The organism is Vibrio sp. GJ43-1 (genome assembly GCF_055808835.1).
Genome location: NZ_CM147884.1, coordinates 3,563,170 through 3,586,209, shown reverse-complemented (window position 1 = coordinate 3,586,209; position 23,040 = coordinate 3,563,170). Strand labels below are relative to the sequence as shown.

The window sequence follows — 23,040 nt, the reverse complement described above, 5'->3', positions numbered from 1 at the left end:
TTTAATTTTGATAGAATAGCCCGTTTGTAAAAGCGGGCTCTTTTAGTCCAAAAAACTAATTGCTGATATAGCTCAGCCCGGTAGAGCGCACCCTTGGTAAGGGTGAGGTCCCCAGTTCGAGTCTGGGTATCAGCACCAGTTAATAGCTAACGTATAACGTAAGCTTAAGATTTACTTGGCGACCATAGCGTTGCGGACCCACCTGATCCCATGCCGAACTCAGAAGTGAAACGCAGTAGCGCCGATGGTAGTGTGGGGTTTCCCCATGTGAGAGTAGGACATCGCCAGGTTCTAATTATAACCTCAGATGAGGTTAATAAATAAAGCAAAGAGATATAAGTCTTTATTTATCGTATTGAAAGCTCACCTTTTGGTGGGCTTTTTTCGTTTTGATGATAATTAAAATCTCTTCTACACATAGACCCCACTATAGCTCTTCATTCTTAGAAGAACGGTGGTAGACTCAATAGTATCCCTTCATCACGGTAAAACTGAAATCTAATGAGTACGACTCTTCCTTTTATTATTACAGGCGGCCCAGGCTCAGGAAAAACTACGCTCTTAGAATCAATGGAATGTGAAGATGCACAGGTGTTTACTGAAGTGCCAAGACAGCTCATTATCGAGCAATCTCAAGTGACCAATGGTATTTTGCCATGGAATAATTTGGCAGGGTTTGCACAGCTATGCTTTATGGAAATGCTAGAACAAAAAAAGGCATCATCAAATTATCCACTGACTTTCCTTGATAGAGCGATTCCAGATATCTGCGCGTATCTCTCATGGGGAGATTTAGAGATACCACAACATATTGCTTTAGAAGCTAGCAGCGGCTATCAGCAGCTTGTGATATTCTGCAAGCCGACATTGGAAACCTATGTGCAGGATGATATTCGCCCGTATCCTTTCGAGGAGGCTCTGGTAATTCATCAAAAGCTATACGATCTCTATGAGTCTATGGGATATCAAATTTTTTCATTGCCATTACTACCTATCAAAGAGCGTACCGCATTATTAGCCTCTACATGTCGAGAGTACTTACGCGTCGTTTAGCAAGGAGCCTACGAGTGAAGTTTAAAATCAGGGACAATGTATTTCCCATTCAAAACACTATGGAAATGATGGCGAATATTATTCGCTTTGTTCGTTACCTCGCACAAAGGATGGCACATGACCGTGTCAATGTTAATGCAGGTTACTTAACTTATATTACTTTGCTTTCCATCGTGCCTTTATTGACCGTATTGCTCTCTGTGCTTTCCTCATTCTCAATCTTTTCTAATACAGGTCAGGTACTTCAAGATTTTATTATTCAACACTTCGTTCCTGCTGCTTAGAGTGATGCTGTGTATTCCGCATTGGTGGAGTTTGTTTCTAATACGACTAAGATGACCGCAATTGGCAGTAGTTTTTTATTTGTAGCTGCTTTAATGCTCATCTCCAACATTGACCGAAATTTGAACTATATCTGGCGAGTCAAAGTGAAACGACGTGCCGTATTTTCTTTTTCAATGTACTGGATGATACTGACGTTAGGACCAATTTTGGTCGGGGCGAGTATTGTTGGCACCTCTTATGTGACGTCACTAAAAATACTCGAGCATGATGCATTAAGTGGGGCGTTCAGCCTGATGATCCGTTGGTTGCCTGCCATTCTGGCACTTCTGGCATTCTCTGGTTTATATCTCTTAGTCCCCAATAAAAAAGTGCGTTTTTCTCATGCGTTAATCGGGTCTTTAGCGGCGACTTTGCTGTTTGAAGTCAGCAAAAAAGCGTTTGCATACTACATTACACAGTTTCCCTCGTATCAACTTATTTATGGTGCGATAGCCGCGATACCAATTTTGTTTATATGGATCTACTTATGTTGGTTTATTGTTTTGATTGGTGCGGAAGTGACAGCTGCGCTTGGTGAGAAAGAGCACTGGCTACCCAGATCCCACATGTTACAATCGGGCGCAGACAATGATTCTCAACAGATAAAGGAAGCGCTAAGTGATAGCACTGATACAGAGAGTAAGTGAGTCTTCGGTTAGCGTTGACGGCCAAATTGTAGGGGAGATTGGTAAAGGGTTACTCGTTTTACTTGGCGTCGAAAAAGGTGACGATGAAGTGAAAGCGAAAAGATTGGTTGAGCGAGTCGCTACTTATCGAGTTTTTGAAGATGATGCAGGTAAAATGAACCTAAATGTCAAAGAGGTCGATGGAAGCTTACTTGTTGTCTCGCAATTCACACTACCAGCTGATACCAAAAAAGGCACACGTGCAGGGTTTTCTCGCGGCGCAAACCCTGCAGATGCAGAGCGCCTTTACGATTACTTTTCTGAGCAATGTCGTAATGTGTTGCCAACAGAATGCGGGCAGTTTGCCGCCGATATGAAGGTTTCTTTAGTCAATGATGGTCCTGTGACATTTTGGTTGCAAGTATAGTCGAGTAAAGCGTTAGTTTTACATTTGAAAGGATATCCATGTTTAAACTTATTACTCCAAAGACTGAGAATCAACTAGCCAAGTACTACCAGTTTCGCTGGCAGATGTTACGAGAGCCTTGGCGTTTACCTGTAGGCTCTGAGCGAGATGAGTACGATGAGATGAGTCATCACCGCATGATCGTTGATGGCCGTGGTCGACCTATGGCTATTGGTCGCCTCTATATTACACCTGATAATGAAGGCCAGATCCGTTATATGGCGGTAAAGAGTAGCCGTCGTGGCAAAGGTATGGGTTCATTGGTACTCGTCGCACTGGAGTCTTTTGCACGACAGGAAGGTGTTAAACGCCTAGTGTGCAATGCTCGTGAGGATGCAATTTCATTCTACGGCAAAAATGGCTTTGAGTGCCAAGGGGAATCGAACGACCAACATGGTCCAATCCGCCATCAACTGATGATTAAACCGCTTGATCCGTTAGCGAAGGTACTACGCCGTCCCGAGTGGTGTGCGGAGTTGCAAGAGCGTTGGGAGCAGCAAATTCCAATTAGCGACAAGATGGGCATTAAGATTAACCAGTACACAGGTTATCGATTCGAGTGTAGTGCTCAGTTAAACCCTAATCTTAATCCACATAATACAATGTTTGCTTAAGCTCTGCCTTTACGCTTGCGACATTGACAGGTTGGGGAATGACGTGGTTGCTAATGCAAGAGCGTGGGTTGAATGCTGATATAGTGCTTGCTGACAGTGGAATTCGTTATCGACATCCAGTAGAAATGAACCCAGTGGCAGTGACGTCACTCGATGGTATTAGTGGTGACTTGGACCGCTTGGCGACGGGACGTAAAGCGAGAATTATTATTAACGTCACAATCTTTAGTGGAGATAAGCCAGCGGTAGAGTTTGTCGGTACCTATATGCTGTTACCAAACTACCAAGATAAAATGACTCAGTAGCATAGTCAGCGATATTACTCGTCGATATCGCTGACACTATTATTCCTCTAATGAGCAGCTTGTTGTCGGTGTTTGTTTTACTGACCCAGATAGTAAATCAATCGTGGTTAATTTGGCACAGTGGGTAATGAGCTGTAGTTCAATTGGTGATGTTTTGAGGTGGTTTAACTCGACCTCACCAGATGCGTTCCCATTGATATGGTCACCACGGATGGTCAGTGGCGACAATGATAAGTGCCCTCGATCGGCGACAAACAGAAGTGGTGTTATCTCTACTGGAATAGCGTTACCCTCACTGTCGGCGATAGCTGTATTATTAAACACAGCGTCAAATTTGCCTGTTAACGTTTTTGAAATCGCCAGCCTATCGGCAGTGAGTACATTCATAGAAAGGTTGATATCAGCGACACCCGTGACATTAATATTGCTTGGCGTCTGCAAATATTTCAGTAAAGACAAAGGTAGAGAATACGCTTTTGCATTGACGGTTAAGGGTTGACTCATCGCAGAGAAGTCCAATGAAGCCTCCATATCTAAGTACCCTTTCTGGTAAGGAATAAATAGTCGATTCAATTGCCACTTGCCGTTGTGACTTTGTGTTTCTAAAGCAACTTGGCTGGCTAAGACACTATCAATACTAACGCTATTGGCGGAAGCAATGGTTTTTCCTTGCCATAAGCCCCATCGACCTTTTCGTATTAGCTCTAAATCATTAGCCTCCAAATTTAAGCCAGAGATTTGCCAGTTAGGTTTATTCTGGACTTGTATCCATTGCCCACGACCAATAGTGAGCTGGCTGATATTGAGTTGGTTGAGATCGGCAAGAGGAAGGTGCTGGAAAAGTGACAATAGAGTATTTTGTTGTGCTTCTTCATATACTTTCACCCCATCGATAACAACATAGTCTAATACGATCGTATTGGGCTTCCAAACGCCTGCGAGCTGAATACGACCTTGTTCAAGCGTACTATCTACATCGTTTAAATTGATGACCCCTGGATCAGCAACGACCTTAACCGTAGGTTCAATAAACTGAAGGTTCTGATATTGGATACTATCAGCGTCAAACGAAATGTAAGCATCAACTTGCTCCCAAATAGAATTGCGAAGATCAATTTGCTCAAAAGACGCGTTGAGATTTTCTATTTTGACATCATTAAAGTGTAGATTAGTGTGCAGGAAATCAATGCTGTTGATATGACCGATGGCAGTAAATATTTTATTGTAATGAGCGATAGAAGCCGTTGTAAGGTCGAGGTTAAGCTTATCGACCGTCGCATTCACTAAGGACCATGTGCCATTCTCGTATTGGGCTTGAGTTGACACCGTTGCTTGATTCCAAGTGAAAGAGGCACCATAGACCTTGCTGTCATCGCCATCGAGCTCACCATCAATGAGTACGTCGTTAGCGGATTCTCCTTGGTAGTATATTTGAGAAGCCTTCAGTTGAAATTCAGCACGGACATTCGCCACATTCGGGGAGTATTGAAGATTGCGGAGTTGCAATTGAAGATCGTTAATGATCACATTGTCGTCAGAGTAATCAATATGATCGAGTGCGATATTCTCGATCGATAGGTCATGAGCGAATGATGCCGATTGATGAGATAGGGTTGAGCCTGAAAGTAGTAATTCATGGATACGAAGTGGCGCAGAAATAGAGTGAGGGAAGGCGAGCCAAATAGACATACTGTTCGCATCTATTGACTCTTGTCCTTGCCTTTCAATATGGACGTTATTGAAATCGAATTGGTTTGGATATTGGTAGTGTACGGATTCGCTGTTCACTTGAACGTTAAGTGTTTTGTCTAGTGCAAAGGAAACCATTGGTGCCGCATATTGTGTATGCAGCAAGCAAAAGAGTGCTAATACAGAAAGTAGTCCTAGAGCGATAAGCGCTATTACTATAGCCAGTGTTTTTCGTATCACGTTGTTCTCTCTTACCTGCTGAGCATAATCAGTAATTTAGCTCGAAAGTGATCAAAAAGCCCCTCTTATGAGGGGCTTGGTCACTAAAACTTGAATGTTAATCTAAGTATTAGTCTATTTGTGGTCCTGCTGCGACCAATGCTTGACCTTCCGAGTTATCGGTGTACTTCTCAAAGTTATTCACAAAACGCTTCGCGAGGTCTTCTGCTTTGCTTTCCCATTGTAGTGGATCTACATAGGTATCGCGTGGATCTAAAATATTAGCATCGACGCCAGGTAGCGAAGTAGGGACTTCTAGGTTAAACACTGGGATGGTTGTGGTTTCCGCATTTTCAATTGAACCATCTAAGATAGCATCAATGATACCGCGAGTATCTTGGATTGAAATACGTTTTCCTGAACCGTTCCAGCCAGTATTCACTAGATAAGCTTCAGCGCCATAGCAGCTTCCATACGTTTAACTAACACTTCTGCGTATTTAGTGGGGTGCAGTGTTAGGGAAAGCGGCACCGAAACATGCAGAGAATGTTGGTGTTGGTTCGGTAATACCACGTTCTGTACCAGCTAGTTTAGCGGTAAAGCCTGATAGGAAGTGATATTTAGTTTGCTCTGGAGTCAGTTTTGAAACGGGTGGAAGCACGCCAAATGCATCAGCGGATAGGAAAATAACTTTATTCGCATGACCACCTTTAGAGACGGGTTTTACGATGTTATCGATATGATGAATTGGGTAAGAAACACGAGTATTTTCGGTTTTTGAGCCATCATCAAAGTCGATAGATCCGTCATTGCGAACCGTTACGTTCTCTAGCAGAGCATCACGACGAATCGCGTTATAGATATCTGGCTCAGCTTCTTTGGACAGATTGATCGTTTTCGCGTAGCAGCCACCTTCGAAGTTGAAAATGCCATCATCATCCCAACCATGTTCGTCATCACCAATAAGCTGACGTTTTGGATCGGTAGATAGGGTTGTTTCTACCGGTGCCGGATAGACCAAAGAACACAGCGACATCTTCATCTTCGCCTTTGTTGGCAGAGCAGTGCATGGATGCGATGCCTTTAAGCGGTAAGAAGTAGTTCATCATTGCGAACATACCCTTCTTCATTTCGCCGCCGTACCAAGTGCCGCCAATAAGCTGCATTTTTTCGGTCAGGTTGAAGACGGTGAAGTTTTCTGAATTTAGGCCTTGCTCCTGCCATTTCTGGTTGGTGCACTTAGCACCATTCATTACCACAAAGTCAGCTTCGAATGTAGCAAGTTCTTCATCGCTTGGGCGAATAAACATGTTCTTAACGAAGTGTGCTTGCCATGCCACTTCTGTGATAACACGGATACATAAGCGAGTATCTGGGTTGGTACCGCAGTAGCCGTCAATAACAAACAAACGTTTATTAGATAACTGTCCAGTGACCAATGTTTTTAACTCATCCCAGACGTCTGCAGAAATTGCTTTATTGTCATTTTTTCCTTGATCAGACCACCACATCGTGTCACGAGTGGTGTCATCGCGAACAATGAACTTATCTTTAGGGGAGCGACCTGTAAAGATGCTCGGTATCAACGGCAACTGCGCCTAATTCAGTGACGACCCCTTTTTCATAACCTTGTAGGGTGTCTAATGTTTCTTCGGTGAAAAGTTGCTCATAGCTAGGATTGCGAACAATCTCAGTAGAGCCAGTGATGCCATATTGAGTTAGATCGAGTTGTGCAGCCTTATTAATGTCCATAACGGTCATAGGTGCTCCTTATTGGATTTTTGTAGGGATTTTAAAATTGTTATAATTTGTTTTTTATTTTGAACTCCATGCTAGCAACGGAAACCCGATAAAACAGGGATGCAGTTCAAAAATTACTCATCATATCGTGACGGTTTTAAGTGTTTGGTCACATATTAAATCGCGGTGGTTTATTCTAGGGCAAACCTTTGCGTCAGGGTAAATGTAACATAAGTGATAGCAGGTTAGTGATACGTTCCGTATGAAAATGTTGTGTTATCGTTAAATTTTTCATAAAAAAAAGCCAGTTCAGATAGAACTGGCTTGTGTAACATATTTCTAACACCGAAATTAGTGTAGTGTTGGTTTGTCACCTTGCTCATCTTTTTGAGCAAATAAGTCTTTTATGTCGCTATCATCAAATGAGTAAGTGCTACCACAGTAGTCACAATGCAGTGCGACGGCCCCTTCTTGTGCTAAGATTTCATAAACTTCATCTTGGGCGATAGTCGCAATAGCATCGGCACTGCGCTCACGTGAACAGCCACAGAAGAATGCCACTTCTTTTGGTTCGAATAATTGAACCTTGTCTTGGTTGTAAAGACGGTACAATAGGTCGTTGGCTTCTAAGGTGAACAGCTCTTCATTTTTGACGGTGTTGGTTAATTGCTCTAAATGTTCAAAGTCTTCAGGAGAGCCAGTGCCATCAGGCATAACTTGTAATAGCATGCCTGCAGCCTTAGCTTGACCATCCTGAATGCCTGTGCGGATCCAAAGACGAGTTTTGAGTTGCTCTGAACGCTCAAAGTAACCTTCCAACACCTCTGACAAATTAGCGCCTTCTAGACCTACTACGCCTTGGTAGCGCTCACCTTTATCTGGAGTGATCGTGATAACAAGATAGCCTTTACCAAGCATGTCGTGAATTGAGGCGTCATCGGCAATTAGCCCTTCCCAGCGTGCCACACCACGTAGTTTTTGGTTATGGTCACCATTGATTACCGCCAAGGATACCGGACCATCACCCTGCAGTTGCATGGTGATTGAGCCTTCAAACTTTAACGTGGCGGTGAGTAGGCTGGTTGAAACAAGAAGCTCTCCAAGCAGACTTTGCAGTGCTGCAGGGTATTCCTTACTAGAAATAATCTCTTGATAAGCTGTATCGAGCTGTACCAGTTCTCCTCGTACAGATAGCTCTTCAAAAAGGTAGCGGTTTAATGTGTTATTAGCCATTTAAGGAAGCTCCAGCTTATTGGTGTTTAAACTTAATGATATTGCGACGTTGTTTTTTGTCAGGACGACGCTCTGGACTTGGGTTGTGTGCATTCAGTTTGCGCTGCGCAGCGAATTCTTCTCGCTTAGCGATACTCTCTTTCGTTTCAGAATAAAGAGTCTGGGCTTCCGGTGCTCCTCTACGCTGGTCTGAAATACGTTCAATCATTACCGTTTTTTCTTCGTTGCCTTGACGGAGGGTTATTACAGCGTTCAGCTCTACAATTTTACTGGGTTTTGAACGTTGTCCATTGTAGTGGACTTTCCCACCGTCGACCATATTACGGGCAACACTGCGTGTTTTGTAAAAGCGAGCGGCCCACAACCATTTGTCGAGGCGAACGGCATTATTTTCTGAACTCATCTCGATTCCTGCTTTCTAACCCGCATTATAGTGTAAGACACTAAATACGTTGGGGCGGGTTTTACAATGATTACCCCACTAAATGGTGTTTAGCTCTCAAAAAATCAACCCTAGCAAGTAGATTGCATGGCACTAATATTTATATGTGACGTAAACTCACAATTATGGAGTGTTCTCAGCAGAAATTGACGCTAGTAAATGAAATAAAGAAGAAAAGGATTCATAATGCACCATTATGATGGAATACGGCTAGAAACAGGATACTAGGAGCGTGAAAGGATTTTCCATATCGACAACAGCATTACAATCTACACCTCTGTTTTCATATTTACGTCGTTGTCTACATTATCAACCTCAGTTGAGTTTATTTATCGCACTCTGCTTGCTCGGTTTATCTGCTTGGATTGCTTAAGCGTATTAGCGTGGCAGTTATTTCCACAATCATCGTCGGTAGGGCGTTGGACACCCCCAACCATGGTGAAGGTACAGTCGGCAGGGACGAGCAATAGCGCTTACTCATCAGAAATTAATAAGGCCAATATTTTTGGTCAGTACCAACGTGAGCAAAAAGTCGTACAAGCGCCTGTTGTTACGGATGCGCCCAAGACGAGATTGAATGTTGTCTTGGTGGGGTCTGTTGTGAGTAACAACCCAGAACGCAGTTTGGCAGTAGTGGCAAATAGGGGCACGCAAGGCACCTATGGTATTGGTGAGCAAATTGAAGGCACTCGAGCTACCATCGCCGCTGTTTTGATTGATCGTATTATTATCTCCAATTCGGGTCGTGATGAAACCGTGATGCTGGAAGGTATTGAGTATAAGAAGCTAGACTTAAAGCAACCAGCACCGACTGCAGCGTCAAATGTCGTGGGTAATAACCCAAGAGATAATGAAGAAAAGTTAGCTGCAATTCGCAGTACGATCACGCAAGACCCACAACAAATTTTTCAATATGTCAGGCTTTCTCAAGTGAAGCGAGATGGGAAAATATCGGGATACCGTGTCAGCCCAGGTCGTGATGCTGAGCTTTTTAACGCAGTAGGTCTACAAAATGGCGACATAGCCGTTGCACTTAACGGTGCTGATCTTACCGATCCTGCTGCGATGGGACAAATTTATCAATCCATTTCGGATTTAACCGAACTCAACCTCACGGTTGAACGGGATGGACAACAACACGACATCTTTATTCAATTCTAGTCGTGAATGCCGTATTTCAAGGGAGCAACAAGTGAAGAGTTGGCTTAAGAAAAGTACTTGGTTATTGATGGGGAGCCTGTTGGCGGTCCCAGTCGTCTCTGCCAATGAATTTAGCGCCAGTTTCAAAGGAACAGATATACAAGAGTTCATTAATATCGTTGGTCGTAATCTCGATAAAACGATCATTGTTGATCCGTCTGTGCGTGGCAAAGTGGATGTTCGAAGTTATGACGTCTTGAGTGAAGAGCAATATTACAGCTTCTTCTTAAATGTACTCGAAGTCTATGGCTACGCTGTTGTTGAAATGGATAACAACATCCTCAAAGTCATTAAAGCGAAAGACGCAAAAACGTCAGCGATTCCTGTTGTAGGGGATAACGACACGGCCAAAGGTGATAGCGTTATTACTCGTGTGGTTGCCGTTCGAAATGTCTCGGTGCGTGAATTGTCGCCGTTACTAAGACAATTAAATGACAATGCTGGTGCGGGTAACGTCGTGCATTATGATCCTGCCAACATCATCTTAATTACCGGGCGCGCAGCCGTGGTAAACCGCCTTGCCGATATCATTCGCCGCGTTGACCAAGCGGGGGATAAAGAGATTGAAGTGGTTGAGCTGCAAAATGCTTCTGCCGCAGAAATGGTTCGTATCGTTGATGCATTAAACAAAACCACGGATGCTAAAAATACCCCAGCATTCTTGCAGCCTAAGCTGGTGGCCGATGACCGCACCAACTCTATTCTTATCTCGGGTGATCCGAAAGTTCGTAAGCGCTTACGTAGCCTTATTAGTCAGCTTGATGTTGAAATGGCAACGAAGGGCAATAACCGAGTGCAATACCTTCGTTATGCTAAGGCTGAAGATTTGGTCGAAGTATTAAAAGGCGTATCGGATAATCTGCAGAAAGAAAAGCAGTCGGGTGGTAAATCAACCTCGAATGCTAATCGAGCAGAAGTGATGATCGCAGCCCATGCCGATACCAATGCGTTAGTCCTTACTGCGCCGCCAGATATTATGAAAGCACTATTAGAAGTGATTTCTCAACTGGATATCCGTCGGGCTCAAGTATTGATTGAAGCCTTGATTGTTGAGTTAGCGGACGTTGATGGTGCGAACCTTGGTGTGCAATGGGGTAATGCGACGAGCGGCAGTGTGGTTCAATTCTCGAATACCGGAGCCTCAATTGGCAGCGTCATGGTTGGTATGGAAGATGCCAAAGATAAGACGACGACAGAAACACGTACTGATGCTAACGGCAATCCTTATAATGTTGAAACCAAAACATCGGGCGATTACACCAAGCTTGCCAGTGCGCTTGGTGGTGTGCAAGGTGCCGCAGTGGGGATTGCATTAGGAGATTGGACCGCGTTAATTACCGCCGTGTCGAGTACGTCTAATTCAAACATTCTGTCCTCGCCAAGTATTACTGTCATGGATAATGGTGAAGCGTCATTCATTGTTGGTGAAGAAGTGCCCGTCTTGACGGGTTCTACGGCAGGATCGAACAACAGTAACCCATTTCAAACGGTTGAACGTAAAGAAGTCGGCATTAAGCTCAAAGTCGTGCCACAAATTAACGAAGGTAATTCGGTTCAATTAACCATTGAACAAGAAGTATCTAACGTATTGGGTGCGAGTGGTGCTGTAGATGTACGATTTGCGAAGCGTCAGCTCAATACGTCAGTGATGATTCAAGATGGTCAGATGCTGGTGTTAGGTGGTTTGATTGATGAGCGTGCAGCAGAGAGTGAATCTAAAGTACCTTTCTTAGGCGATATCCCTTATTTAGGGCGTTTGTTCACTTCAACCAGTACTACGGTTGAGAAAAAGAACCTGATGGTCTTTATCAAGCCGACCATTATCCGTGATGGGATTACGGCTGACGGTTTGACGCAGCGTAAGTATAACTATATTCGTGCAGAACAGTTGTTTAAAGCGGATCAAGGCTTGAAGTTGATGGACGATGGTTATATCCCAGTACTGCCTGAATTTGGGGAAACCACACGTTACCCATCTGAAATTCAAGCCTTTATTGAGCAAATGGATACTAAGTAATGGCAGAGACAGTAGCGTTTCGCCCGTTAGTTACCCGATTGCCATTTAGCTTTGCCAATCGGTTCAAGGTGGTATTTGAAGCCAGTGAATCTGCGGCGGTATTATTTTACGTTGAGCCATTGGCACTGAATGCTTTGCAAGAAGTGAAACGTGTTTATCGACAAACATTTGAGTTAAAGCCTCTACGGCTCGAACAGTTTGAAGCGAAATTGACCCAGGCTTACCAACGGGACTCTTCGGAAGCGAGGCAGTTAATGGAAGATATCGGCGCAGATAGCGACGATTTCTTCTCATTAGCCGAAGAGCTGCCACAAGATGAGGATTTGCTCGAGTCGGAAGACGATGCACCGATTATAAAATTGATCAATGCGATGCTCGGTGAAGCCATTAAAGAAGGGGCGTCGGACATTCATATTGAGACCTTTGAAAAAGTGCTGTCGATTCGCTTCCGTGTTGATGGCGTATTACGCGATGTCTTGGCACCAAGCCGAAAGTTGGCGCCGTTATTAGTGTCACGCGTTAAGGTCATGGCGAAGCTTGATATCGCAGAGAAGCGAGTACCTCAAGATGGTCGTATCTCATTACGAATTGGTGGGCGTGCCGTCGATGTGCGTGTTTCCACTATGCCTTCTTCGCATGGTGAACGCGTCGTGATGCGATTGTTGGACAAAAATGCGACACGTCTCGATTTGCATAGCTTAGGGATGACTGCGACCAATCATGATCACTTCCGTAAACTTATCCAAAGACCTCATGGCATTATTCTGGTGACAGGTCCAACCGGGTCGGGTAAGTCGACGACCCTGTATGCTGGCCTACAAGAAATCAATAGCAATGAACGCAACATTCTAACGGTCGAAGACCCGATTGAATTTGATATAGATGGGATTGGTCAGACGCAAGTTAACCCTAAAGTGGACATGACGTTTGCTCGAGGATTGCGGGCGATTTTGCGTCAGGATCCAGATGTTGTGATGGTTGGTGAGATTCGAGATCTTGAAACCGCCCAAATCGGTGTTCAAGCATCATTGACGGGTCACTTAGTGATGTCGACGCTACATACTAATACCGCAGTGGGTGCCATTACTCGTATGCGAGATATGGGTATCGAGCCGTTTCTGATCTCCTCTTCTTTACTTGGCGTACTCGCGCAACGCTTGGTGCGTACCTTGTGTAAAGATTGCAAAGTCCCTTACCAAGCCGATACGCAAACCAAAAAGTTATTTGAAATGGCAGAGACTGAGGAATTAGTCTTACATAAAGCGGTAGGCTGTGAAAAATGTAATCAAAAAGGCTACCGAGGGCGAACGGGTATTCATGAGCTCTTGATTATTGATGATGAGGTACAAACCTTGATTCATAATGAGGCGGGTGAGCAAGCCATTGAAAAAGAAGTGCGAAACTACACGCCGAGCATCCGAGATGACGGATTGAGTAAGGTTAAGCGCGGTATTACCTCACTGGAAGAGGTAATGCGAGTGACAAAGGAAGCATAAGTGGCCGCATTTGAATACAAGGCTTTAAATGCCAAAGGCAAGCAGACCAAAGGGCTGATTGAGGGCGATAACGCAAGACAAGTGCGCCAGCGTCTCAAAGAGCAAGGGTTGATGCCAATAGATGTGGTCGAAGCAAGAAGCAAACCCACACGAAGCGCCAATGGAGAGTTGGCAAAACCAGCATTTAAGCGTGGTATAAGCACCCCAGACTTAGCTTTGATTACTCGACAGTTATCGACATTAGTGCAGTCGGGTATGCCACTTGAAGAGTGTTTAAAAGCGGTGTCTGAGCAATCTGAAAAGCCACGTATTCGAACAATGCTGGCGGCGATTCGCTCTAAAGTAACGGAAGGCTACACGTTGTCAGATAGCTTGGCGGATTACCCTCATGTATTTGATGAACTTTTTCGCTCGATGGTTTCAGCGGGGGAAAAGTCCGGACATTTAGACTCCATTTTAGAGCGCTTGGCTGATTACGCCGAAAACAGACAGAAGTTACGTTCAAAGCTGCAGCAAGCGATGATCTATCCCGTCGTGCTGGTGGTGTTTGCGGTGGCGATTGTCGCATTTCTACTGGCTGCGGTCGTCCCCAAAATTGTTGGGCAGTTTGTGCAAATGGGACAAGAGTTGCCGAAATCGACTCAGTTTCTTTTATCCTCAAGTGATTTCATTCAAAACTGGGGTATCGCACTACTGATTGGTTTTATGCTGATAATGTACGCAATTAAAACCGCATTACGTCGTCCAGCCATACGGATGAAGTGGGATACTAAGGTACTTGGGCTGCCACTGATTGGAAAAATAGCCAGAGGGCTTAATACCTCCCGTTTTGCGAGAACACTAGCAATATGTACGTCTAGCGCCATTCCAATTTTAGATGGTATGAAGGTGTCTGTAGATGTGATGACGAATCACTTTGCTAAGAAGCAAGTCTCGCTTGCTGCTGATAATGTGCGAGAAGGGGCAAGTTTACGCAAGGCGCTAGAGCAGACGAAACTGTTTCCACCTATGATGTTGCATATGATAGCAAGTGGTGAGCAGAGTGGTGAACTAGAGAGTATGCTCACTCGCGCCGCTGATAATCAGGACCAAAATTTTGAATCGACGATCAACATTGCGCTAGGAATATTTACTCCCGCGCTTATCGCTTTGATGGCGGGTTTAGTATTGTTTATCGTAATGGCGACATTAATGCCAATACTGGCAATGAACAATTTGATGTCTGGGTAATCTAACCACGTAGACAGCATGATATTACCTCGTTTACGAGGTGTTTTCCTTGGAGTACTAGATGAAACAGAAAATGAAAAAACAAGCAGGCTTCACCTTGCTAGAAGTGATGGTCGTTGTGGTTATTTTGGGTGTGTTAGCCAGCTTTGTTGTTCCTAATCTATTAGGTAATAAAGAAAAGGCCGATCAGCAAAAAGCGATTACCGACATTGTCGCGCTAGAAAACGCGTTGGACATGTATAAGTTGGATAACAGTATTTATCCAACTACGGATCAAGGGCTAGAAGCGTTAGTGACGAAACCTGGCAATCCAGAGCCTCGCAATTATCGTGATGGTGGTTATATTCGCCGTCTACCTAACGATCCTTGGGGCAATGATTATCAATACTTGAGTCCTGGTGACAAAGGAACGATTGACGTGTTCACGCTTGGTGCTGATGGCCAAGAGGGTGGTGAAGGTGCTGCAGCCGATATTGGCAACTGGAATCTTCAAGACTTTCAGTAATACGTAAGATAACAGAGCGTGTGAGCGCTCTGTTATCAATGAAGTGGTAATCGATGCGTCCTTTTCAGTCCTTTCGTTCAGGTTTTACGTTACTAGAGATACTTTTAGTCTTAGTGCTGCTTTCGCTTAGTGCGGTGGCTGTGATTGCGTCGATACCGCCGAAACAAGATAATCAAATTAAAGAAGAGGCTCAGCGCTTATTCCAAAGACTTCAGCTGTTCAACGAAGAAGCAATGTTGGCTGGCAAGGATTTTGGAATCAGAGTTGATGAAGAACAGCGCCGATATGTGTTTTTGGAACTCAAACCGGAAGGCTGGGACAAAATATCATTAAAGACGATCCCTGATGAGGTCACACTTCCGGATGGGTTAACCATTAAGCTTGATTTGAGTAATGGCGTCTGGGGTGTGGATGACCGACTTTTTGAGCCGACATCTCTATTTGATGACGAGATGTTTGCGGATGTCGAAAAGAAGAAAAAACCAGAGAAACCACCGCAAATTTTCATATTGTCGAGCGGTGAGTTTACCCCTGGCGTTTTTGTTCTAGCACCAGAAAATCGCGCTAAGAAAGACCTCACGTGGCATATTCAAATCCAAGAAAATGGCTTGGTACAAGCAATGGATGATAGGGATTGGAATGATGAAAAGCGTTAGGGGTATGACACTGCTGGAGGTGTTGGTTGCCTTGGCTATTTTTGCCACCGCTGCGATTTCTGTCATTCGCTCGGTTTCTCAGCATATTAACACCTTAAGTTATCTAGAAGAGAAAACCTTCGCTGCGATGGTCGTTGATAATCAAATGGCGAAAGTCATGCTTAATAGCAGCACCTTAAAAGCTGCGAATGGCAAAGAGAAGCTAGCTGGGCGTGAATGGTTTTGGCGTGTTACGCCTGTCAAAACATCGGATAACTTACTGAAAGCGTTTGATGTCAGTGTGGCGACCGATAAAAAATCGAGCCCAATTGTGACCGTAAGGAGTTACGTTGCAAACTAGTCGCAACGGGGCGCCTTCACGCGGATTTACCTTAATTGAAGTCTTAGTGGCGATGGCGATCTTCGCAAGTTTGAGTGTCGCTGCTTATCAGGTTGTGAATCAAGTACAGCGCAGTAATGAGCTATCTCAAGAACGCAGTGCTCGACTACAAGAAATCCAGCGGGCTTTTGTCTACCTAGATAGTGACTTTAGGCAGATTGCCTTACGACAATTTCGACACGAAGGTGAAGCACCATTATCTGCTCTGATGATATGGCAGCAGAATTTGCTCGACTCGGATAGTAAAGGGGTACTCTTTACCCGTTTAGGTTGGATGAACCCGCAAAGCCAATTTCCTAGAGGTGAGGTGGCGAAGATAGGCTACCGCCTGAAAGACGACAAATTAGAAAGGCTATGGTGGCGTTATCCCGACACCAGCGTGGGAGAGCTCCCCGTTATCTTGCCGATTCTGACGAAAGTGAATACTTTCGAACTGCGGTTCTATAATGGCGATTCGTGGTCAAAAGAGTGGCAGCAAGAACTGACTTTACCTCAAGCGGTGGAAGTCACGTTGGAGCTCGAAGACTACGGTGAAATTACCCGAATTTATTTGACGCCGAATGGCACAATCAATACCTCTTCGTCAGCAGGAGGCAATGCCAATCAAGGTGGCGGTTCGAGTCAAGGTGATGGCAGCAATGATGCCAACCAAGGGAGTGGTGGGTGATGAAAAAAGTGCATGGTCATTCATCATCTCAAAAAGGTGTCGCGTTGATCGTGATATTGTTGTTATTGGCGATCATGGTGTCGATTGCGGCGACGATGTCGGAGCGCTTATTTAGCCAGTTTACCCGCGCGAATAGTCAGATTAATTACCAGCAAGCCTATTGGTACTCTATTGGGGTTGAGGCTCTCGCCACCGTCGCGATTAAAGAGAGTTTTAAAGACAATAAAGACAGCATTAACCTTAATCAGCCATGGGCGATTGATGAGCGAACCTATCCGCTAGACTATGGTGAAGCGACCGGGCGTATTGTCGACATGCAGTCATGCTTTAACATCAACGCATTGTCGAGTATTGCCCCAACGGCCAATAGCACCGAGAAGCCTTTTTTGGTGCGTTTTTTTCAGCGATTGCTGGAGCAGTATGATGTGGAAAATTACCAAGCTGAGCAGATAGCAGATTCGACGTGGGAGTTCGTCAATAAAGAAACGACGGTGCGGTCTGTATCGGGTGTGGGTGACAGTTATTATGAATCGTTATCCCCCGCGTATGTGACCGCCAATGGTTTATTGGCAGATAGCTCCGAATTACGGGCCATTAATCAAGTGATGGGGGATGTTACGCTGCGCTTAGGATCGGCGATTTGCGCGCTTCCAGCTTCGACGTGGCAATTGAACGTCAATACACTCACCCCGGAGAATGCCGATATATTGGTTGCACTTTTTGCGCCTAACCTATCGCGCGAGAATGCGTTGCAATTATTGGAGAATCGCCCATTTGACGGTTGGTCAGGGGTGGACAAGTTTCTTGCGGAATCACAAATGGGTAGTGTGGATGAAAATACCCGTAAACAAGCGTCGCCGTATATATCTGTAGACAGTGTGTATTTTGAACTTGATGCTCAGGTTGTGGTGGATGAATCACGGCTGAGATTGAGAACGTTATTTTATAGCAAAGATAGAGAAGATCTGACGGTGGTACGTCGTCGATTTGGAGGATTGAGTGAGCGAGTTCTTAACCGTTCGACTGAATAGTCAACCTAATAGCCCAGTATGTTGGGCGGTGTGGTCGACTGGACAAAAGGAAGTGATTGCCAGTGGTGAGCTGGAAAGTCTTGAGCAGCTGGAAACAATAAAAGAGTACGCTCAACAAAGAGTGACTTTATTACTGTTGTGCTCCCAAGACGTTCATTTCTCCGAAGTAGAGATCCCGGCAGGGGAGCGCGTCAGTTTGAGACGATGTTGCCTTACTTAGTTGAGGATGACATTGCCCAAGATGTCGATGACTTACATTTTTCGATACTGCATAAGCACAATGGTAAAGCGGTAGTTTGTGCCGTGGACCGCGCGTATTTACTGCAAATACTAGCGTGCTTTTTAGAGTGTGGTATTGACGTTAAGAAAGTCGTGCCCGATGTATTAGCTCTGCCAGAATCCAAGCATATTAGTGCGCTTGAATTAAATGAACAGTGGCTATTTCGAACCAGTCAGTGGCGAGGAATGACGGTAGATCAGCACTGGCTTGGCGCTGCGATTGACTCTGATTACCTAACCTCAATGTCAGAGGAAGGCGAAGTTGATGTCATCACAGTTGATGTTTATTCCCAACCTTGTGAAGAGATGAAGGCTGATTCGACCCATATCACGTGGCAGTTTGCGCCGATTGAAATGCCGATGGCGCTGTTATCGCAAGGTGCTATTGATAGCCAAGCAACGTTATTAACGGGTGAGTTAAAGCCGAAAGCCTCATTTGTTAAGCACTGGAATATTTGGCGTAAAGTTGCGATTGCTACGGTGATTTTGTTGGTTGCGCTTATTGCAGAACAGGTGGTTTTGGTGAGTCAGTATGAATCACAAGCCACGGCATACCGAGCGGAAAGCGAACGTATTTTTCGCACGGTATTCCCAGATAAGAAACGAATACCCACAGTCAGTTATCTTAAAAGGCAAATGCAAGATGAGTTAACCAAGCTTGGTGGATCTGGTATGTCTAGCACCTCAGCATTGGAATGGTTGGCTAAGTTGCCCAATACCGTCGGTCAAGTGAATGGAATGCAGGTCATCAGCTTTACTTATGACGGTAATCGTAATGAAGTTCGTTTAAGCGTGACAAGCCGTGATTTTGAGAGCTTTGAATCGGCTAAGGTCAAACTAGAAACGCAGTTTGATGTTTCACAGGGGCCACTGAATCGAAACGGTGAATTGGTGATGGGTAATTTTGTGTTGAAGAAGAAGTAGGTCATTACATGAAAGGATTATTATTGACGGCCCAAAGCTGGTGGATCTCAATTAGCCAGAGAGAGCAAAGGCTGATGATTGTCTGCTCTATTTTTTTGATTCTCGGTGTCATTTATTGGGGCATTCTCTCTCCTTTTGCTGTGCGAACAGAATTAGCTCAATCACGTATACAATCGGAAAAGCAGTTGCTGTCTTGGGTAAAGAGCAAGCCAATCACATTACCGAAAAGCGTCAGGCTGGTGGTGTCGTTGTGTCAAAACAGGCGCTTAACCAAATTATCACCTCATCCACGGGGCGTTTTAATATTGAACTTATTCGTATGCAGCCTCGCGGGGAAGAGCTACAAGTGTGGATCAAACCGATACCGTTTGAGTTTTTTGTTAACTGGTTATTCTATCTGCAAGAAACACATGGTGTGAACGTAGAAATTATGGACATAGATAAAGCGGACCAAAGTGGTGTTATTGAAGTGAACCGCTTGCAGTTTAAGCGAGGGGGCTAAATGAAACGAGTGATAAAGTACATCGCGTTGTTCACTGCTGTCTTTTTTGCCAGTGTGATTTATCACGCGCCTGCTCAAGTGTTATTAAGCGTCGCCCCCTTGCCACCTAGTTTGGTGATTAGCGGTGTCCAAGGAACCATATGGCAGGGACGAGCACAGAGTGTGAGTTACCAGCGTCAGCAAGTCGGCGAGGTGAGTTGGCGTTTTTCATGGTCGAGCATACTGACGCTTTCACCAGAATATGCGGTTCGCTTTGGGCGCGGTAGTGCACTGGGCATTGCAGGGAAAGGCAATGTCGGTGTTAATTTCTCAGGTCCTTATATTCATACCTTACTGGCTTCTCTGCCTGCAGAGAGTATTCTTGATATTTATACGCCACCCGTTCCTATTAATGCAGGTGGTCAGGTAGAGCTAGCGATTCGTTCTATGCAATATCAATCGCCATGGTGCGGCAGTGGTGATGGCTCATTATCATGGAATGCTGGTTATGTGGAGACGCCAGTCGGGAGTTTAAGTTTTGGCCCGACAGTGGTTGATATGACTTGTAGTGATAGTACGATTAAAGCCAGTGGTGCTCAAAATAGTGCGCAAGTATCCAGCGAGTTTACGGGTGAGTTAAAGGCGAATCGTCAGTATCAAACTCAAGCTTGGTTTAAACCCGGCGCCGATTTTCCGACTTCTATGCAACAACAACTTAAATGGATTGGTAATCCAGATAATCAGGGGCGTTATTCTTTTAACTATCAAGGACGCTTTTAAATGGTTTGATGACTTGTACTTGATGACTGGTGCTAATAGGGGCGAGTTATTCATCTAACGCTACAGGTACAATAAAAAGGCGGTGGTTACCGCCTTTTTTACATTTATAGTGTGGCCTTTTTTGATATTGATACTTGAGTGTAAGTCATTGCCACTAGAGGGAGGTTACTCTTTAATAAGAATATCGCCCCAAGGCAGAGCTTGATCACCAATCACGATGAAGTTGGGATTTTCTAACGTTTCTCTTAAGTTATAGGAAAGCGGCGCGAGTTGAGTGCTAAGAATGGCCCCTCCCGCTTCTTCAACAATACATTGTGTCGCCGCCGTGTCCCACTCTCCGGTAGGCCCGAGTCTTAAATAACAATCGACAGCGCCTTCTGCGACAAAGCATGCTTTCAGGGCGGCGGAGCCTAGAGGGACTAAGTCATAATTCCATGCGCTACTCATTTTTTCTGTCACACGATTGATGTTCTGTCTACGGCTAATAGCAATAGAAATCGCGTGGCTAGCCACTTCATGCGTGTGCACTTTAATTCTTAAACTCTCATCCATTTCAGGAATTTTCCACGCCCCTTTACCCTGATAAGCGTAATAGGTCACACCAGACACGGGAGCATAAACGACGCCCATGATAGGCTTGTTATCACGAACCAAGGCGATAATAGTGGCAAAGTCGCCGCTGCGAGCAATGAACTCTTGTGTCCCGTCTAAGGGATCGACTAACCAATATTCTCGCCACTGGGAGCGTTGCTCTAAGCTGATATCAGCGGCTTCTTCCGACAAAACTGGGATGTTTGGGGTAAGTTGAGACAATTGCTCCATAATCAATTTATGGGCCGCTAAATCCGCGCTGGTGACGGGTGTATCGTTGTCCTTGGTATAGGATTCGTAGTCATTTTTTTCATATATATCGAGAATGAGCTGCCCAGCAGAGCGTGCTATTTCAATGACGTCAGGCAAATGATGGGAGAGATCGTGATTGAGAGTCATTACATTACAGCCCCAGAGTGGATTTTAGTCTTAGCATTAACAATAGCGCAGTGATGCTGCGGGCTTCAGAAAAGTCGATGTGCGTGAGTAATTCATCGGCTTGAGCAAGTGGCCACTTAATTACTTCCAGAGGCTCTGGTTCATCGCCTTCGAGCTTTTCTGGGTAAAGATCTTGTGCGACGAAAAGTGTCATGCGGCTAGAGAAGTAAGACGGCGCTAAAATAACGTCTTTGAGTGGTGTTAGAGTACGAGCACCAAAACCGATTTCTTCTTTAAGTTCACGTACGGCCGCTTGTTCTGCTTCTTCACCCGGGTCGATAAGGCCTTTAGGGAACCCCAACTCATAACGCTCGGTGCCTGCTGCGTACTCACGAACTAATAGAATATCGCCATGCTCGGTGATTGGAACCATCATAACGGCATTTCGCCCACTGGGCTTCATGCGTTCGTAGGTTCGCTTAGTCCCATTTGAAAACTGTAAGTCTAGCGCTTCTATTTTAAAAGAGCCTAGATTCAGCGACGGTTTGTTGGGCTAAGATTTCAGGTCCTTGTTTGGACGGCATGGGGGTTCTCCTTAGCATGTGCAATGATAGCGAGACCATCGCGAAGCATTGATTGTAGTGGTTAATATATACCTAAGTAACTTCAAGATGCTAGGTTCTGTGACAATTACTTATGGTGGGTGTCGTGTTTGAGTTTGCTAGGGAAGGGGGGATAATCTGCGATGCGGTGGTGAAGAAAAATAAAAGCGGCGCGTAAAGGTTAACGTTACGCGCCGCTTTAGCGCATTACTGTCTTACTCGATGGTAAGCCACCTATTGGGTGGTATTAGTAGTAAGAGTGCTCGCCACGATCGTGCTCGGTCATGTCACGAACCGCGCTTAACTCACCAGAAAACTCTTCAAGCAGTTGCTTTTCGATGCCTTCTTTTAGTGTGACGTCGACCATGGAACAGCCATTACAGCCGCCGCCAAACTGAACGATAGCAATCCCCTCTGGCGTAATTTCCATTAGGCTAACGTGACCACCATGGCCTGCTAATTGCGGATTAACTTGTGTTTGAATCGCGTACTCAACACGTTCCATTAGCGGAGCATCATCAGAGACTTTGCGCATTTTTGCATTTGGCGCTTTTAGCGTCAGTTGAGAGCCCATTTTGTCAGTGACAAAATCAATTTCAGCATCTTCAAGAAATGGCAGCGAAAGCTCATCAACGTAGGCTGTTAGGACTTCGTATTTGAATTCAGTATCGTTGCTTTCAACGGCTTCTGGTGGGCAATATGACACACCACACTCTGCATTTTGTGTTCCTGGGTTCACAACGAAGACGCGGATGCTGGTACCTTCTGGCTGTTGTGCCAGAAGTTTTGAAAAGTGGCTTTGTGCACTTTCTGTAATAGTAATTGGATTTGACACGACGAGTACCCGAGTAATTTTGTAGGTTATTACCGCTATTCTACTCTTGAACCAAGAGGATGCCAAAATTTTTTGCTCACGGCTCGTACAATATGTGTCGTCGAGTGCAGTGAATTAATTTGGCGTGCGGCACAGACAGTAAATATCAATTTTTTCTACGCCCACTTCAAGTAATAATTGGCTTAAATGCTTAACCGTCGCGCCAGTTGTGACCACATCATCAATAATGGCAACATGTTTGGCTGTGGGGGCATGTTGCAAAGTGAAGGCCTTGCCTA

Annotated in this window: 19 protein-coding genes, 1 tRNA gene, 1 rRNA gene and 7 pseudogenes; 18 read left to right on the top strand and 10 right to left on the bottom strand. The window is 44.9% G+C overall.

Translation table 11 applies throughout. The features are described from left to right. Positions 1-61 precede the first annotated feature (61 nt). The 6 genes and pseudogenes from AC0L66_RS17175 to AC0L66_RS17150 all read left to right on the top strand — a co-directional run bounded on the left by AC0L66_RS17175 (position 62) and on the right by AC0L66_RS17150 (position 3,388). Positions 62-138: transfer RNA gene (locus AC0L66_RS17175), tRNA-Thr, on the top strand. 36 nt (positions 139-174) lie between these two features. Beyond that, positions 175-290, top strand: a 5S ribosomal RNA gene (gene rrf / locus AC0L66_RS17170). Between the two features lie 211 nt (positions 291-501). Beyond that, positions 502-1,053 (top strand): AAA family ATPase, encoded by a 552-nt coding sequence (locus AC0L66_RS17165; protein WP_265674613.1) that lies wholly within the window; start codon positions 502-504, stop codon positions 1,051-1,053. Between the two features lie 59 nt (positions 1,054-1,112). Beyond that, positions 1,113-2,024, top strand: a pseudogene (locus AC0L66_RS17160) (virulence factor BrkB family protein). Further along, positions 1,996-2,430, top strand: coding sequence for a D-aminoacyl-tRNA deacylase (gene dtd / locus AC0L66_RS17155; protein ID WP_473568005.1), 435 nt, complete (start codon positions 1,996-1,998; stop codon positions 2,428-2,430). The pseudogene AC0L66_RS17160 and the gene dtd overlap by 29 nt, the downstream one beginning before the upstream one ends. 38 nt (positions 2,431-2,468) lie before the next feature. Continuing rightward, positions 2,469-3,388, top strand: a pseudogene (locus AC0L66_RS17150) (bifunctional GNAT family N-acetyltransferase/hotdog fold thioesterase). 39 nt (positions 3,389-3,427) lie between these two features. On the opposite strand, the gene AC0L66_RS17145 reads toward AC0L66_RS17150, so the two are convergent. The 6 genes and pseudogenes from AC0L66_RS17145 to hslR form a co-directional block, all read right to left on the bottom strand. Continuing rightward, positions 3,428-5,317, bottom strand: a complete 1,890-nt coding sequence (locus tag AC0L66_RS17145; RefSeq protein ID WP_473568003.1) for an AsmA family protein — start codon at positions 5,315-5,317, stop codon at positions 3,428-3,430. A gap of 109 nt (positions 5,318-5,426) precedes the next feature. Further along, a pseudogene (locus AC0L66_RS17140) lies at positions 5,427-6,332 on the bottom strand (phosphoenolpyruvate carboxykinase (ATP)). Next, positions 6,253-6,882 (bottom strand): phosphoenolpyruvate carboxykinase (ATP), encoded by a 630-nt coding sequence (locus AC0L66_RS17135; RefSeq protein ID WP_473568001.1) that lies wholly within the window; start codon positions 6,880-6,882, stop codon positions 6,253-6,255. The pseudogene AC0L66_RS17140 and the gene AC0L66_RS17135 overlap by 80 nt, the downstream one beginning before the upstream one ends. Beyond that, positions 6,848-7,057, bottom strand: a complete 210-nt coding sequence (locus AC0L66_RS17130; protein ID WP_473568000.1) for a hypothetical protein — start codon at positions 7,055-7,057, stop codon at positions 6,848-6,850. The genes AC0L66_RS17135 and AC0L66_RS17130 overlap by 35 nt, the downstream gene beginning before the upstream one ends. Before the next feature lie 330 nt (positions 7,058-7,387). Beyond that, positions 7,388-8,269, bottom strand: coding sequence for an Hsp33 family molecular chaperone HslO (gene hslO, locus AC0L66_RS17125; protein WP_265674618.1), 882 nt, complete (start codon positions 8,267-8,269; stop codon positions 7,388-7,390). A 16-nt stretch (positions 8,270-8,285) separates the two neighbouring features. Further along, a complete protein-coding gene (hslR, locus tag AC0L66_RS17120) occupies positions 8,286-8,672 on the bottom strand; it encodes a ribosome-associated heat shock protein Hsp15 (RefSeq protein ID WP_473567998.1) in 387 nt (128 codons plus the stop codon). 271 nt (positions 8,673-8,943) lie between these two features. Here hslR and gspC point away from each other — a divergent pair. The 12 genes and pseudogenes from gspC (at position 8,944) to AC0L66_RS17060 (ending at position 20,356) form a co-directional block, all read left to right on the top strand. After that, a pseudogene (gene gspC, locus AC0L66_RS17115) lies at positions 8,944-9,872 on the top strand (type II secretion system protein GspC). Positions 9,873-9,903: 31 nt separating this feature from the next. Then, positions 9,904-11,928: a type II secretion system secretin GspD gene (gene gspD, locus AC0L66_RS17110; protein WP_265674620.1), complete on the top strand. Its 2,025-nt coding sequence runs from the start codon at positions 9,904-9,906 to the stop codon at positions 11,926-11,928. Next, positions 11,928-13,424: a type II secretion system ATPase GspE gene (gene gspE, locus AC0L66_RS17105; RefSeq protein ID WP_473567997.1), complete on the top strand. Its 1,497-nt coding sequence runs from the start codon at positions 11,928-11,930 to the stop codon at positions 13,422-13,424. The genes gspD and gspE overlap by 1 nt, the downstream gene beginning before the upstream one ends. Continuing rightward, on the top strand, positions 13,425-14,654 hold the full coding sequence (gspF, locus tag AC0L66_RS17100) for a type II secretion system inner membrane protein GspF (RefSeq protein WP_473567996.1): 1,230 nt from the start codon (positions 13,425-13,427) through the stop codon (positions 14,652-14,654). 61 nt (positions 14,655-14,715) lie between these two features. Beyond that, positions 14,716-15,159 (top strand): type II secretion system major pseudopilin GspG, encoded by a 444-nt coding sequence (gene gspG, locus AC0L66_RS17095; RefSeq protein WP_250618750.1) that lies wholly within the window; start codon positions 14,716-14,718, stop codon positions 15,157-15,159. Positions 15,160-15,212: 53 nt separating this feature from the next. Further along, the gene (gspH, locus tag AC0L66_RS17090) at positions 15,213-15,815 is read left to right on the top strand and encodes a type II secretion system minor pseudopilin GspH (RefSeq protein ID WP_265674623.1); all 603 of its coding nucleotides are present in this window, start codon (positions 15,213-15,215) and stop codon (positions 15,813-15,815) included. Then, entirely contained in the window at positions 15,802-16,155 is a 354-nt protein-coding gene (gene gspI / locus AC0L66_RS17085; RefSeq protein ID WP_473569293.1) for a type II secretion system minor pseudopilin GspI, read from the top strand. Before gspH ends, gspI begins: the two co-directional genes overlap by 14 nt. Further along, entirely contained in the window at positions 16,145-16,861 is a 717-nt protein-coding gene (gene gspJ, locus AC0L66_RS17080; RefSeq protein WP_473567995.1) for a type II secretion system minor pseudopilin GspJ, read from the top strand. The genes gspI and gspJ overlap by 11 nt, the downstream gene beginning before the upstream one ends. Then, on the top strand, positions 16,861-17,892 hold the full coding sequence (gspK, locus tag AC0L66_RS17075) for a type II secretion system minor pseudopilin GspK (RefSeq protein WP_473567993.1): 1,032 nt from the start codon (positions 16,861-16,863) through the stop codon (positions 17,890-17,892). Before gspJ ends, gspK begins: the two co-directional genes overlap by 1 nt. Then, positions 17,861-19,095: pseudogene (gene gspL / locus AC0L66_RS17070) on the top strand (type II secretion system protein GspL). The gene gspK and the pseudogene gspL overlap by 32 nt, the downstream one beginning before the upstream one ends. 8 nt (positions 19,096-19,103) lie before the next feature. Beyond that, positions 19,104-19,597: pseudogene (locus AC0L66_RS17065) on the top strand (type II secretion system protein M). Beyond that, complete coding sequence (locus AC0L66_RS17060; protein WP_473567992.1) at positions 19,598-20,356, top strand: type II secretion system protein N; 759 nt, start codon at positions 19,598-19,600, stop codon at positions 20,354-20,356. A 165-nt stretch (positions 20,357-20,521) separates the two neighbouring features. Here the strand turns inward: AC0L66_RS17060 and cysQ are convergent, their stop codons facing one another. The 4 genes and pseudogenes from cysQ to AC0L66_RS17040 form a co-directional block, all read right to left on the bottom strand. After that, complete coding sequence (cysQ, locus tag AC0L66_RS17055) at positions 20,522-21,346, bottom strand: 3'(2'),5'-bisphosphate nucleotidase CysQ (protein WP_473567990.1); 825 nt, start codon at positions 21,344-21,346, stop codon at positions 20,522-20,524. A 4-nt stretch (positions 21,347-21,350) separates the two neighbouring features. Next, positions 21,351-21,909 (bottom strand): annotated as a pseudogene (gene nudE / locus AC0L66_RS17050) (ADP compounds hydrolase NudE). Positions 21,910-22,174: 265 nt separating this feature from the next. Next, complete coding sequence (gene nfuA, locus AC0L66_RS17045; protein WP_265674632.1) at positions 22,175-22,762, bottom strand: Fe-S biogenesis protein NfuA; 588 nt, start codon at positions 22,760-22,762, stop codon at positions 22,175-22,177. 114 nt (positions 22,763-22,876) lie between these two features. After that, on the bottom strand, positions 22,877-23,023 hold the full coding sequence (locus tag AC0L66_RS17040) for a ComF family protein (RefSeq protein WP_473567988.1): 147 nt from the start codon (positions 23,021-23,023) through the stop codon (positions 22,877-22,879). Between the last annotated feature and the right edge of the window lie 17 nt (positions 23,024-23,040).

Coding starts and splice junctions, on each gene's coding strand:
- AC0L66_RS17165 (WP_265674613.1), top strand. CDS start 502: ATGAGTACGACTCTTCCTTTTATTATTACAGGCGGCCCAGGCTCAGGA.
- AC0L66_RS17130 (WP_473568000.1), bottom strand. CDS start 7,057: ATGACCGTTATGGACATTAATAAGGCTGCACAACTCGATCTAACTCAA.
- hslO (WP_265674618.1), bottom strand. CDS start 8,269: ATGGCTAATAACACATTAAACCGCTACCTTTTTGAAGAGCTATCTGTA.
- hslR (WP_473567998.1), bottom strand. CDS start 8,672: ATGAGTTCAGAAAATAATGCCGTTCGCCTCGACAAATGGTTGTGGGCC.
- gspE (WP_473567997.1), top strand. CDS start 11,928: ATGGCAGAGACAGTAGCGTTTCGCCCGTTAGTTACCCGATTGCCATTT.
- gspG (WP_250618750.1), top strand. CDS start 14,716: ATGAAACAGAAAATGAAAAAACAAGCAGGCTTCACCTTGCTAGAAGTG.
- gspH (WP_265674623.1), top strand. CDS start 15,213: ATGCGTCCTTTTCAGTCCTTTCGTTCAGGTTTTACGTTACTAGAGATA.
- gspI (WP_473569293.1), top strand. CDS start 15,802: ATGAAAAGCGTTAGGGGTATGACACTGCTGGAGGTGTTGGTTGCCTTG.
- gspK (WP_473567993.1), top strand. CDS start 16,861: ATGAAAAAAGTGCATGGTCATTCATCATCTCAAAAAGGTGTCGCGTTG.
- AC0L66_RS17060 (WP_473567992.1), top strand. CDS start 19,598: ATGAAACGAGTGATAAAGTACATCGCGTTGTTCACTGCTGTCTTTTTT.
- cysQ (WP_473567990.1), bottom strand. CDS start 21,346: ATGACTCTCAATCACGATCTCTCCCATCATTTGCCTGACGTCATTGAA.